The organism is Methylocystis sp. MJC1 (assembly GCF_026427715.1).
Lineage (GTDB): Bacteria > Pseudomonadota > Alphaproteobacteria > Rhizobiales > Beijerinckiaceae > Methylocystis.
The window spans coordinates 2,619,434-2,631,830 of record NZ_CP107558.1 but is presented as its reverse complement, the minus strand read 5'-3'; the positions used below and the strand labels follow the sequence as shown (position 1 = coordinate 2,631,830).

Genomic DNA, 12,397 nt, shown 5'->3' with positions numbered 1-12,397 from the left:
TGACTGTCATCTTTCGTCTTTACCTCGGGCGCCGGCTCATCCAGAGCCGGCGCCCGTCGCCATAAAGCCCCCGAGAGCCGGGAAGCCGTCGCCGCGGGCTTCCAGCCGGCCCCAACAGAAGGATTTCGACCATGGCCACGATTACCGCCGCCCTCGTCAAGGAACTGCGTGAGAGCACCGGCGCCGGCATGATGGATTGCAAGGCCGCGCTCACCGCGACCGAGGGCGAGTTCGAGGCTGCTGTCGACTGGCTGCGCAAGAAGGGCCTCTCCAAGGCCGCTAAGAAGGCCGACCGCGTGGCGGCCGAGGGCCTTGTCGCCGCGCTCACCGGCGACAAGACGGGCGTCGTCGTCGAGGTGAACTCCGAGACCGACTTCGTTTCCCGCAACGCCGACTTCCAGACGCTCGTCAAGAACATCGCCGAAGTGGCGCTGGCCACCGGCAAGACCGACGCCGCGGAGCTCGGCGGAGAGGCTTATCCGGGCGGCGGCACGGTTGCTGAGAACATCACGTCCTCGATCGCCACGATCGGCGAGAACCTCACGCTGCGCCGTGCGGCCGCGCTGACGGTGTCGGACGGCGTCGTCGGTCGTTATGTCCACGGCCAGGTTGTCGACGGCCAGGGCAAGATCGCGGTGATCGTCGCGCTGGAATCGACCGGCGACAAGGAAGTGCTGGCCAAGCTCGCCCGCGAGATCGCCATGCATGTCGCTTCGGCCAATCCGCAGGCGATGGACGCAGCCGGCCTCGACCCGGCGATTGTCGAGCGCGAGGCCAATCTGCTGCGCGAGAAGAACGCCGGCAAGCCCGACAATGTGCTGGCGAAGATCGTCGAATCCGGCATCAAGACTTACGCCAAGGAAGTCTGCCTGCTCGATCAGCCCTCGAACCACCCCGAGCACAATGGCAAGACTGTCGCCCAGGCGGTGAAGGAGCTCGAAGGCAAGGCCGGCGCGCCGATCGCCATCAAGGGCTTCGTCCGCTATGCGCTCGGCGAAGGCATCGAGAAGCAGACCAGCGATTTCGCCGCGGAAGTCGCGGCTGCCGCGAAGGGCTGAGCCAAAGCAATGGATTTCTCCTTCTCCCGCCTGCGGGAGAAGGTGGCCTTCGCGTCAGCGAAGGTCGGATGAGGGTGGACGCGGGAGACTGCGTCTGCCTTTTTTGTTGGGCGCCTCGAGGCTGAAGGCGCTCGACGGCCACGAGCGAACCACATCTGAAACATTCCCTCGCCCCCCGCGTTTCGCCCCACTGGCGGGGCGCCGGGAGGGTTCAATGCCTGCGCAGGAACAATCGATCACGGAATCGATCCGGGAGAATATCTCGGTAACCGGCATAGAGAGCTCCGCCCCCCTGCCGGAGATGCAGACGCAGTCCGACGGGCTCAAAAATCCCCGCGAGCTTTACCCCAAGCCGCCTTTCGAGAAGCAGCCGCAGCCCTGGCCGGGCCTCGCTTGCAAGATGAATCCGCGGCCAGATCACGGCGAGAAGAGCTATCGCGGGTCGGGAAGGCTCAAGGGCCGTAAGGCGCTGCTCACGGGCGGCGATTCCGGCATTGGCCGCGCAGCGGCGATCGCCTTCGCGCGCGAGGGCGCTGATGTCGCCATCAATTATCTTCCGGAAGAGGAGGAGGACGCCCGGGAGGTCATGGCGTTGATCGAGGACGCCGGTTGTAAGGCCGCGGCCATCCCCGGTGATATTCGCGACGAAATGTTCTGCAAGCGCCTGGTCGACGACGCCGTGAACGAACTTGGCGGGCTCGACATTCTGGTCAACAACGCCGCCCGCCAGCATGTGCACGAATCGATCATGGAGATCACCACGGACGATCTCGACTGGACCTTCCGCACCAATCTCTATGCGCTTTTCTGGATCACCAAAGCGGCCATTCCTCATATGCGGCCGGGTTCGACCATCATCAACACGACCTCGATCAACGCCTATCAGCCGTCACAGCACCTCATCGACTATGCAGTGACGAAGGCTGGCATTTTGAATTTCACCTGGGCGCTGGCCAAGCAGCTCGCTGCGCAAGGCATCCGCGTCAACGCCGTCGCGCCGGGCCCCTTCTGGACGCCGTTGCAGCCCACGGGCGGACAGACGCAGGAGCATCTCACCCAGTTCGGCGGCGACACGCCGCTCGGGCGCCCCGGCCAGCCCGTGGAGATTGCGCCGCTTTACGTTCTGCTCGCCTCGGCCGAATCGAGCTACGCGACGGGGCAGGTGTTCGGGGCGACAGGCGGCGAGGTTGGCCCGTAAGGTTTCTCTAAAGGGTCACTTGCGGCGAGAGCGCGCCATTCGTATTTAAGTCGCGCCCCCGCCCAAGCCAATCAGAGAGACCCGTCATGTCCGATCACGCCTCGAAGCGATATAAACGCGTGGTCGTGAAGCTTTCGGGCGAGGCGCTGCAGGGGTCGCAGCCCTACGGGCTAGATGCGACGACGCTGGAGCGTATCGCCAAGGACCTGGCCACGGCCTCCGAGAATGGCCATGAGGTCGCGGTCGTCGTCGGCGGCGGCAATTTCTTCCGTGGCATCAAGGGAGCCGATACGGGCATCGAGCGCGCCCGCGCCGATTCGATCGGCATGCTCGCAACCGTCATGAATGGGCTGGCGCTCGAGCAGGCGATCGAGATGCAGGGGCGTCCGGCCCGCTGCCTCTCCGCCGTGCCGATGCCCTCGCTCTGCGAATCCTTCTCCCGCCGCGCGGCGCTGCATCATCTCGCCAAGGGGAGGGTGATGATCGCGGCCGGCGGCACCGGCAATCCCTTCTTCACGACCGACACGGGCGCCGTGCTGCGCGCGGCCGAGCTCTCGGCCGACGCGGTGCTGAAGGCGACCCAGGTCGATGGCGTCTATACCGCCGACCCCAAGCGCGATCCCGCCGCCAAGCGTTATGAGCGCTTGACCCACGACGAGGCGATCGCCCAAAATCTTGCGGTGATGGACACGGCCGCCTTCGCGCTCGCGCGGGAAAACCGAATTCCGATCATCGTCTTTTCGATCGGCGAACCCGGCGCTATCGCCTCGGTGCTGGCCGGCGGCGGGCGTTCGACCCTCGTCGCGCCCTAATCTCACGTGTCTTTAACTTGCGCGTGAAGCCTAAAAACATGCCATAAGGGGCTCCGATGGCGGACCTCGGGCGCCCGCGGGCCAGTTAAGATACCGCGCCGGCCCGATACGCGCCCTCGCGCCCGCTGGCGATGAAAGACAGGTTGTGGAGATCATGACGGATAAATTCGATCTCGCGGATTTGAAGCGCCGGATGCAGGGCGCGATTGCGACTCTGAAACATGAGTTCGGCGGCCTGCGAACGGGCCGCGCCGCCGCGAGCCTGCTCGACCCGGTGCATGTCGACGCCTATGGGCAGGTTTCGCCGCTCAATCAGGTGGCGACTGTCAGCGTGCCGGAGCCGCGCATGCTCGCCGTCCAGGTCTGGGACAAGGCGCTGGTCATCGCTGTCGACAAGGCGATCCGCGAAGCAAATCTCGGTCTGCAGCCGACCGTCGAGGGCCAGATCCTGCGCATCCGCATGCCGGAGCTCAATGAGCAGCGCCGCAAGGAGCTCGTGAAGGTCGCCCACAAATATGCGGAAGAGGCCCGCGTCTCGGTGAGGCATGTTCGGCGCGATGGCATCGACATGCTGAAGAAGTTATTGAAAGATCACGCTATTCCAGAGGACGATGGGAAACGGCACGAGACCGAGGTGCAGAAGGCGACTGACGAGTCCGTGAAGGAAATCGACGCCGCCCTGGCCGCCAAGGAAAAGGAAATCATGCAGGTCTGAGGGTCAGATTGGAGACGCGAGCGCGGCGGCGCATCCCTGCCTCCATTGCGAAGATCGGCCGGCGATTCGGAACGACATTATGGCGGAAGGCGATTTTTTGGAGATGGCGACGACCACGCTCGACATAAGAATTGTCCCGCGCCACGTCGCGCTCATCATGGATGGCAATGGTCGCTGGGCGGCGGCCCGCGGCCTGCCGCGCTTCGAGGGGCATCGCCGTGGCGTCGAGGCGCTTCGTCGGGCCGTGCGCGCCGCGATCGAGCTCCGCATCTCATATCTGACGGTCTATTCCTTTTCGGCCGAGAATTGGTCGCGCCCGCGCGAAGAGGTGCAGAGCCTGCTGGGCCTGCTGCATCGGTTTATTCGCAACGACCTCTCCGAATTGCATGAAAACAACGTGCGGGTGCGCGTCATCGGCGCGCGCGAGGATCTCGCGCCGGAAATCCTGGCCCTGCTCAAGGAGGCGGAGCAGGTGACCGCGGCCAATACCGGGCTGACGCTCGTCGTGGCTTTCAATTACGGCGCGCGGCAGGAGATCGCGGCGGCGGCGCGCGCGCTCGCCGAGATGGTGGCGGAGGGGCGTCTTGCGCCGCATGAAATCGACGCCGACGCCATTTCCGCGCGCCTCGACACCGCCGACATACCGGATCCCGACCTGATCATCCGCACGTCCGGCGAACAGCGGCTCTCGAATTTCCTTTTGTGGCAGGCGGCCTACGCCGAATTCGTGTTCTTGCCGATCCTGTGGCCCGATTTCGACCAGGCGGCGATGGTCGCCGCCCTGGAGGAATATGCCCATCGGGAGCGCCGGTTTGGCCGGGTCGAGTCGCCGCGCAGCGCCAAGACGGCGTCATGACCAGCCCACAGACGACGGGAAAAAGCGGCGGCTTCGCCGATCTCGGGCCGCGCGTCGCTTCCGCGGTCGTGCTTGTCGCGGCCGCGGTGGCCACGCTCTATTTCGGGGGCAATGTTTTTGCGGCCTTCTGGCTCGCAGCGGCTTTTGCCGTGAACTGGGAGTGGCAGGGCCTGATTGGCGGCGAGCGCCGCGTTGAGCGGGTCGTGGCCGGCGGCGTGGCGGCGGCGGCGGCGGCGGCGCTCGGCCGGAACGGGCTTGCGGGCGCGGCGGCTCTGGACATCCTCTTTTTTGCGGCGACCGCCGCCGTTTTGGCCGGGCCGACGCGGCGGGCCTGGGCGGCCGGAGGCGTCGTCTACGCCGGGGCGCTGGCCTTTTCGGTCTGCTGGCTGCGGGATTCGCTCGACTTTGGCGTTCTAGCGATCGCCTTCCTCTTCGCAATCGTTTGGGGAACCGACGTTTTCGCCTATTTCGGCGGGCGGCTGATCGGCGGTCCCAAGCTTTGGCCACGCGTGTCGGCGGGGAAAACCTGGTCGGGCACGATTACTGGCGTCGTCAGCGGCGCCTTGCTCGGCCTTGTGACAGCCTATCTCGGCGGCGGCCCGGCGCTTGCTAGCGTTCAGGTCTTTCTGGTCGGATTGGCGGCGGCCGCCATTTCACAAATGGGGGATCTGTTCGAATCCTCCGTGAAGCGTCGCTTCGGCGTCAAGGATTCGAGCCAGCTCATTCCCGGTCATGGCGGCGTGATGGATCGTCTGGACGGTTTCATTTTCGTCTGCGTTTTCGCGGCGGCGATCGGCTTGGTCCGGGGAGATCCCTCGGCGGCGGCCAACCTCTTTTTCTGGTGAAACGCTCATGGGTTTGAAGAACGGACATGCAAACGGGGGCGCCCGGGCGCCGCGCCGGATCGTCCTGCTTGGCGCGACGGGCTCGGTCGGCCGCTCGACGGTGGATCTCCTGGAACGCGAACCGGAGGGTTTTTCGGTTTCCGCCGTCGCCGGGGGGCGCGACGCCAAGGCGCTTGCCGACATCGCCCGCCGAACCAAGGCGGAATTCGCGGCGATTCGAGACGAAAACGCCTATGCGGAGCTGAAGGACGCGCTCGCGGGCACAAACACGCAGGTCGCGGCGGGCCGTGACGCCGTGATCGAGGCGGCCGTGCGCGACGCCGATCTCGTCGTGTCGGCCATCGTCGGCGCCGCGGGGGTCGAGCCGACGCACGCCGCGCTGTCTCTGGGCCGGGACGTCGCGCTCGCCAATAAGGAATGTCTCGTCTGCGCCGGCGCGCCTTTCATACGCACCGCCAAAAAGATGAAGGCGATGCTGCTCCCGGTCGACAGCGAGCACAACGCCATCTTCCAGGCGCTGGGCGGCGAGGACCCCTCGCGCATCGAGCGCATGATCGTCACCGCCTCGGGCGGCCCGTTCCGCACCTGGAGCAGGGAGCGCATCGCCAGCGCGACGGTGGAGGAGGCGCTCAACCATCCCAATTGGGCGATGGGCCCCAAGATCACCGTCGACTCGGCGGGGTTGATGAACAAGGGCCTCGAACTGATCGAGGCGCATCATCTTTTTGGCGTGCCGGCGGAAAAGCTCGAGGTCGTCGTTCACCCGCAATCGATCGTGCACGGGCTCGTCGCTTTCTCGGACGGCTCGGTCACGGCCGGCATGGCGCCGCCGGATATGCGCGTGCCGATCGCCCATTGTCTGGCCTATCCGGAGCGTCTGACCACGCCGGCGCATCGGCTCGACTTCGCCAAAATCGCCACCCTTACGTTCGAAGCGCCCGACTTCGAGCGGTTCCCGGCGCTCCGGCTCGCGCTCGACGCCCTGGCGCATGGCGGCGGCTTAACCAATGTCCTCAACGCGGCGAATGAGATCGCGGTCGAGGCGTTCCTGAAAAGCCGCATTCCTTTCTCGGGGATCTCCCGCCACGTCGCGGAGGCCTGTGACGCGGCGCTGCGCGAGGGCTACGCTCGGGAGCCTGAGAATGTGGAGGAAGCTCTCGCCGTTGACCATATTGTCAGAGAAAGGTCGCGGGCGGTCTTGGCCGTCGATGCGCCTTCAGGCATGTTAACGCTTCAGTAACCAAGAGCCCGAGCCCAACGCGGCGCGGGTTCTGGCCTGCGTGACGCGTTGGAGGCAAGACCGTGCTGGACCTGTTGATGACATTTGCAACCTACGTCATCCCTTTCGTGCTCATCCTGAGCATCGTTGTCTTCTTCCATGAGTTTGGCCACTTCATCATCGGCCGCTGGTGCGGGGTTCAGGTCGACGCCTTTTCGATTGGCTTCGGTCCGGAGCTTTGGGCCAGAATGGACCGCTATGGCACGCGCTGGCGTATCGCCGCGATCCCCTTGGGTGGCTATGTGAAATTCCATGGCGACGCCAATGGGGCGAGCGTTCCGGACCCTGACGCCGTCGCGGCCATGCCGGCGGCTGAGCGCGCCGTCACCTTCACGGCGCAGCCGGTTTGGAAGCGGTCGGCCATCGTCTTCGCCGGGCCTTTTGCCAATTTCGTCCTGGCCATCGCGATTTTCTCTGGCATTTTCGCCTTTTACGGCCGCACCATCCTGGTGCCGCGCGTCGGCTCGGTCGTCGAGGGCGGCGCGGGCGCCGCGGCCGGCTTCGTGCCGGGTGACCTCGTGCTCTCGATCGACGGGACGCCGATCGACGCTTTCTCGAAAATGCAGGAAATCGTTTCCGTCTCCGCCGACGCCAAGCTTGTCTTCGTGGTGCGCCGCGCCGGCAAGGACGTGACCGTCGAGGCGACGCCGGCCTGGCGTCAGGTCGAGAGCCCCGCTGGAAAGATGCGAATCGGTATGCTCGGGCTCAAGGCTTCGACCGCGCCGGGCGACGTCCGGGAAGAGCGCTATGGGCCGGTCGACTCGGTCAAGCTGGCGCTCACCGAGACCTGGCAGATCGTCTATCGCACCGGCGCTTATCTCGGGGGCCTCGTCAGCGGGCGAGAAAGCGCGGATCAGCTCTCGGGCCCGATCGGCATTGCGCAGATTTCCGGCCAAATGGCCCAGGCGGCGACCAAGGTCGGCCTGGCGCCCTTCCTCCATCTAATCGCTATCCTGTCCGTGTCGATCGGCCTCCTGAACCTGGCGCCGGTTCCTTTGCTCGACGGCGGCCATCTGCTGTTCTTCTCGATCGAGGCCATCCGCGGCCAGGCGCTGAACGAACGCGCGCAGGAGTTCGCCTTCCGAGTCGGGCTCGCGATGGTCGGGGTGTTGATGATCTTCTCGACTTACAATGACATCGCGCGGCTTATCCAACGGCTTGCCGGCGGGGCGTCCTGACGCGACTCGGAGCGAGGCTGGGAGACTGTGGCGAAACCGCGACGCAAGTCGCGGTTTCTTCATTTTTACTGACCGCGTTCGCGGTCCGTTAACCTACCGCTAGCCATGAATAGTGGCTTTGACGTCACGCCTTCGACAAAATGCCCGAACAGATTTCATTCTGGATTTGCAGGGGTGGTTAAACCCTGTAGAAGATTTGGCGGGACCCCGGAAAGGCGTGTTTCGCCTTGCTCAAATGGTTATCATTCGCCGCGCTCCGGGCGGCGGAAGTTGCGGACGAGGACCAGCATTACATGCAATCCACTGGCGGCATTTGGAAATCTTCGTCACTGCTTATGGCCGCGCTTGCGGTGCTTCTCCTGTTTTCCGCGCCGGCTTCGGCGGACATCGTCGTGCAGGGCAACGCTCGCACCGACGCCGAGACGATTCGCTCTTATTTCACCGGCTCGAGCCCCGCAGAGGTCGAGAAGGGACTCGAGGCGCTTCGTGAGAGTGGGCGCTTTGCGACTGTTTCTGCGAGCCGCAAGGGCGGCACTGTTATCATCCGCGTGACCGAAGGCAATCAGGTCAATCGCGTGGTCATCGAAGGCAATAGCAAGGTCAAGACCGAGAACCTGCTGCCCGAATTGCGCACCAAGGGCCGCGGAGCCTTCAGCCCGCAGATCGCGGAGGCCGATGTCGCCCGCCTGACCGAAATCTATCGCCGCGCCGGCCGCGCCGCCGCCAAGGTTTCCTATCGCACGGTCGAGCTGCCGAATGGGCGTATCGACGTCGTGTTCACGATCGTCGAGGGCGACAAGACCGGCGTCAAGGAAATCCGCTTCGTCGGCAATAATGTCTATTCGACGCGCCGCCTCGTCGGTCTGATGGAAACGACGGAGATGAATTTCCTCTCCTTCCTGAAGACCAGCGACGTCTATGATCCCGATCGCATCGCTTCCGACCTCGAACTCGTTCGTCGCTTCTACCTGAAGAACGGCTACGCCGACTTCCGCGTCGTCAGCTCGGATGCGCAATATGATCCTGCGCAGCAGGGTTACGTCATCACCGTCGTGGTCGAAGAAGGTCCCCAGTATCGGGTCTCTTCCGTCGGCGTCGAATCGCATCTTCCCGATATTGACGGCAATGCGCTGAACGGCGTGCTGCGGCTCTCGCCCGGCGATGTTTACAACGGCGACGCCGTCGAGAAGACGGTCGAGGCGCTGACCCGCGAAGTCGCCAAGAAGGGCTACGCCTTCACGCAGGCGCGTCCGCGCGGCGAGCGTAATCCTGCCGCCCAGACGGTGGCGATCCGCTTCGTTCTCGATGAAGGCCCGCGCGTCTACATCGAGCGAATCAACATTCACGGCAACACCCGCACCCGCGACTATGTCATCCGCCGGGAGTTCGATATCGGCGAGGGCGACGCCTATAACCGCGTCCTGATCGATCGTGCGGAACGCCGCCTGAACGGCCTTGGCTACTTCAAGAAGGTCAAGATCACCAATGAGCCGGGCTCGTCGCCTGACCGCGTGGTCCTGAACGTCGACGTCGAGGATCAACCGACAGGCAACTTCGGCGTCTCCGGCGGCTACTCGACGAACCAGGGTTTCCTGGCCGAGGTTTCGGTTTCCGAGAGCAACTTCATGGGTCGCGGTCAGGCCGTTCGTCTGTCGGTGCAGGCGGGCCAGATTGCGCGCGGCGTGAACTTCAGCTTCACGGAACCCTATTTCCTCGATCAGCGTATCTCGGCGGGCTTCGACGTCTTCGCTCGCCGGCAGGACGCCTATAACTACTCGATCTACGCCTCGACCTCGATCGGCGGCACGCTACGCCTCGGCGTGCCGATCACCGATGAGCTCAGCTTCTCGCCGCGCTATTCGATCTATCAGACCACGATCTCGATCCCGAACACGATCGCCCGGCCTTATAACGACTGCTCGGTTCCCACGGCGATCACGCCCGGCTATTCGGCTTTCTTCCCGTCCTGGCAGGGGTATCCCAACCTCTTCTACAACTGCCAATCGAACGGCGAGGCGTCGCTGGCGATCAAGGAATCGCAGGGCACCATCGTGACGTCGTCGATCGGCTATTCGCTGAACTACAATACGATCGACGACTTCCGGAACCCGCACAACGGCTGGCTCGCGACTTTGAGCCAGGACGCGGCTGGGCTGGGAGGCTACTCGCGCTACCTCCGCACGACCGGCGACGTCCGCTACTTCCACGAGATTCCCTATCTCGACGACGTGGTCGGCATCGCGCGCCTGCAAGGCGGTAATCTGTTGCCCTTCGGCGGCTATCGGCCCCGCATTCAGGACAACTTCAACCTTGGTCCGAGCCTCGTCCGCGGCTTCGCGCCGGGCGGCATAGGCCCCCGCGACTCGAATATCTTCACGACGTACAATGCGCGTTACGGCAACTCGCTCGGCGGCTCAGAATATGTGGGTGGCTCGCTCGAAGTGCAGTTCCCGCTTTGGGGTCTTCCGAAGGATCTGGGCCTCAGGGGCGCGCTCTTCGCCGACGCTGGCAGCCTTTGGAGCTTCGACGGCCGCACCAACTACAGCAACAATCTTCCGACCATTCCGGGCGTGACCTGTCTGGCGGCCTATACGCCGGCGGCGGGTTTCGGCCAGGGAACTTGCGTGGTGCCGAACTCGAATGCGTTCCGCCTTCGCTCGTCGGTCGGCGCCTCGGTGCTGTGGAATTCGCCGATGGGACCGATCCGCTTCGACTATGCGGTCATTACCTCGAAGGCGAACAGCGACATCACGCAGAACTTCCGCTTCTCCGGCGGCACGAACTTCTAAATCGTCCCAAGAGCGCGCCGGGCGGCATCCGCCCGGCGCGCTTTTTTGTATCTTGCGCCGCCGAAGTCTGGCAGGCTGCGCACATGAGCGTTGCGGCCTTTTTCCATCTCTCGCGTCCTTATACGATCCCCGAAATTGCCGAGCTGACCGGCGCGACCATCGCGGAAGCGGAAGGCTTGGAAGCGCCGCCGGCGCTCATCACCGGGGTCGCGCCGCTCGCCGCGGGTCATTTTGGCGATCTTTGCTTCTTCGCTTCGCCTCGCTACGCCGATGCGCTTGCCGCTTGCCGCGCGACGGCTTGTTTTATTCGCGCACGGGACGCGCATCTCCTGCCGAAGCGTATCAGCGGGCTTGTCGTCCAAGATCCCCAGCGCGCCATGACTCTCGCAGCGTCTAAGCTCTTTCCGCAGGCCTTGCGGCCGGAGTCGCTTTTCCGCGCAAGCGGCGTTTCCCCGAGCTCGATCATTCATCCCGAGGCGCGGTTGGAGGCTGGCGTGACCGTCGATCCCGGCGCGATCATCGGGCCGGGCGCCGAGATTGGCGCGGGGTCCATCATCGGTCCGCAGGTCGTGATCGGCCCCGACGTGCGCATTGGCCGTGATTGCGCCATTGGCGCGCAAGTCAGCATCATTTGCTCGCTTATCGGCGACCGCGTCATCATCCATCCGGGGGCCCGTCTCGGGCAGGACGGTTTTGGCTTTGCGCGGGGAGAAAAGGGCTGGCTCAAGACTCCGCAGCTCGGCCGCGTCATCATCCAGGATGACGTCGAGATCGGCGCCAATACGACGATCGACCGCGGCGCGACGCGCGACACGATCGTGGGCGAGGGCGCCAAGATCGATAATCTCGTCCAGATCGCCCACAATGTCGTCATCGGTCGATTCTGCGCCATTGCCGCGCAGACGGGGATCGCCGGCTCCTGCGAGATCGGCGATTATGTGGTGCTTGGCGGCCAATCCGCGCTCGCCGGCCACATCACCATCGGGGAGGGCGCCGCCATTGCGGCAAAATCCGGCGTGGCGCGCGACGTGCCGCCGGGAGCGCGCTTCGGCGGCGCCCCCGCGCGGCCGCTTCGGCGTTTCCTTCGAGCGGAAGCGCTGCTCGATAAGCAGGCGCGACGCGACAAGCCCGAGAAGCCGTTATAAAAGACCCCGAGGAGCGCGACAGACGCTCGGTCATCAGGGGGAAGGAAACTATGTCAGGGACGGAAGCCGGCGCGACGCTCGAGAGCGCAGACATTCTCGAAATCATGCGCAGCCTGCCCCATCGCTATCCGTTTTTGCTCGTTGACCGCATCGTGGATATTCGCGGCGACGAGTCTTGCGTCGGCATCAAGAATGTCACGATCAACGAGCCGCAATTCACGGGGCACTTCCCCGAACGGCCCGTCATGCCTGGCGTTCTTCTCATCGAAGCCATGGCGCAAACGGCAGGCGTCATCGTCATGCGCGCGAATGCGCAGGGCGAGCGACCCAAGCTCGTCTATTTCATGACGATCGACGCAGCCAAATTCCGCAAGCCGGTGACACCCGGCGACCGCGTCGAATTCCACATGACCAAGACCGCGCAAAAGCGCAACATCTGGTGGTATCAGGGCAGAGCGCTGGTCGATGGCGTGCTCGTCTGCGAGGCCCAGATCAGCGCCATGATGGGCGTCTGACATAAGG

The 12,397-nt window shown here is 64.5% G+C and carries 11 protein-coding genes; all 11 read left to right on the top strand.

The genetic code is table 11. From position 1 onward, the window contains the following. The first annotated feature begins 131 nt into the window (after window positions 1-131). The 11 genes from tsf (at window position 132) to fabZ (ending at window position 12,390) form a co-directional block, all read left to right on the top strand. Window positions 132-1,058, top strand: coding sequence for a translation elongation factor Ts (gene tsf, locus OGR47_RS12765; protein ID WP_165051965.1), 927 nt, complete (start codon window positions 132-134; stop codon window positions 1,056-1,058). A 301-nt stretch (window positions 1,059-1,359) separates the two neighbouring features. Then, window positions 1,360-2,256: an SDR family oxidoreductase gene (locus OGR47_RS12760; RefSeq protein WP_246729686.1), complete on the top strand. Its 897-nt coding sequence runs from the start codon at window positions 1,360-1,362 to the stop codon at window positions 2,254-2,256. Between the two features lie 86 nt (window positions 2,257-2,342). Next, a complete protein-coding gene (gene pyrH / locus OGR47_RS12755; protein ID WP_165051961.1) occupies window positions 2,343-3,068 on the top strand; it encodes a UMP kinase in 726 nt (241 codons plus the stop codon). 154 nt (window positions 3,069-3,222) lie between these two features. Then, window positions 3,223-3,783 (top strand): ribosome recycling factor, encoded by a 561-nt coding sequence (gene frr / locus OGR47_RS12750; RefSeq protein ID WP_165051958.1) that lies wholly within the window; start codon window positions 3,223-3,225, stop codon window positions 3,781-3,783. Between the two features lie 79 nt (window positions 3,784-3,862). Next, on the top strand, window positions 3,863-4,639 hold the full coding sequence (locus tag OGR47_RS12745) for an isoprenyl transferase (protein WP_165051955.1): 777 nt from the start codon (window positions 3,863-3,865) through the stop codon (window positions 4,637-4,639). Further along, window positions 4,636-5,484, top strand: a complete 849-nt coding sequence (locus OGR47_RS12740) for a phosphatidate cytidylyltransferase (protein WP_165051953.1) — start codon at window positions 4,636-4,638, stop codon at window positions 5,482-5,484. Before OGR47_RS12745 ends, OGR47_RS12740 begins: the two co-directional genes overlap by 4 nt. A gap of 7 nt (window positions 5,485-5,491) precedes the next feature. Continuing rightward, the gene (gene dxr / locus OGR47_RS12735; RefSeq protein ID WP_165051950.1) at window positions 5,492-6,724 is read left to right on the top strand and encodes a 1-deoxy-D-xylulose-5-phosphate reductoisomerase; all 1,233 of its coding nucleotides are present in this window, start codon (window positions 5,492-5,494) and stop codon (window positions 6,722-6,724) included. Window positions 6,725-6,801: 77 nt separating this feature from the next. After that, a complete protein-coding gene (locus tag OGR47_RS12730; RefSeq protein WP_206527443.1) occupies window positions 6,802-7,941 on the top strand; it encodes a M50 family metallopeptidase in 1,140 nt (379 codons plus the stop codon). 293 nt (window positions 7,942-8,234) lie between these two features. Further along, window positions 8,235-10,730, top strand: a complete 2,496-nt coding sequence (bamA, locus tag OGR47_RS12725) for an outer membrane protein assembly factor BamA (RefSeq protein ID WP_165052049.1) — start codon at window positions 8,235-8,237, stop codon at window positions 10,728-10,730. Between the two features lie 83 nt (window positions 10,731-10,813). Next, window positions 10,814-11,875, top strand: a complete 1,062-nt coding sequence (lpxD, locus tag OGR47_RS12720) for a UDP-3-O-(3-hydroxymyristoyl)glucosamine N-acyltransferase (protein WP_165051946.1) — start codon at window positions 10,814-10,816, stop codon at window positions 11,873-11,875. A gap of 50 nt (window positions 11,876-11,925) precedes the next feature. Further along, entirely contained in the window at window positions 11,926-12,390 is a 465-nt protein-coding gene (gene fabZ / locus OGR47_RS12715; protein ID WP_165051943.1) for a 3-hydroxyacyl-ACP dehydratase FabZ, read from the top strand. The last annotated feature ends 7 nt before the right edge of the window (window positions 12,391-12,397 follow it).

Excerpts from the sequence above, each read along its gene's own strand:
- tsf (WP_165051965.1), top strand. The coding sequence starts at position 132 with ATGGCCACGATTACCGCCGCCCTCGTCAAGGAACTGCGTGAGAGCACC.
- OGR47_RS12760 (WP_246729686.1), top strand. The coding sequence starts at position 1,360 with ATGCAGACGCAGTCCGACGGGCTCAAAAATCCCCGCGAGCTTTACCCC.
- pyrH (WP_165051961.1), top strand. The coding sequence starts at position 2,343 with ATGTCCGATCACGCCTCGAAGCGATATAAACGCGTGGTCGTGAAGCTT.
- frr (WP_165051958.1), top strand. The coding sequence starts at position 3,223 with ATGACGGATAAATTCGATCTCGCGGATTTGAAGCGCCGGATGCAGGGC.
- OGR47_RS12745 (WP_165051955.1), top strand. The coding sequence starts at position 3,863 with ATGGCGGAAGGCGATTTTTTGGAGATGGCGACGACCACGCTCGACATA.
- OGR47_RS12740 (WP_165051953.1), top strand. The coding sequence starts at position 4,636 with ATGACCAGCCCACAGACGACGGGAAAAAGCGGCGGCTTCGCCGATCTC.
- dxr (WP_165051950.1), top strand. The coding sequence starts at position 5,492 with ATGGGTTTGAAGAACGGACATGCAAACGGGGGCGCCCGGGCGCCGCGC.
- OGR47_RS12730 (WP_206527443.1), top strand. The coding sequence starts at position 6,802 with ATGACATTTGCAACCTACGTCATCCCTTTCGTGCTCATCCTGAGCATC.
- bamA (WP_165052049.1), top strand. The coding sequence starts at position 8,235 with ATGCAATCCACTGGCGGCATTTGGAAATCTTCGTCACTGCTTATGGCC.
- lpxD (WP_165051946.1), top strand. The coding sequence starts at position 10,814 with ATGAGCGTTGCGGCCTTTTTCCATCTCTCGCGTCCTTATACGATCCCC.
- fabZ (WP_165051943.1), top strand. The coding sequence starts at position 11,926 with ATGTCAGGGACGGAAGCCGGCGCGACGCTCGAGAGCGCAGACATTCTC.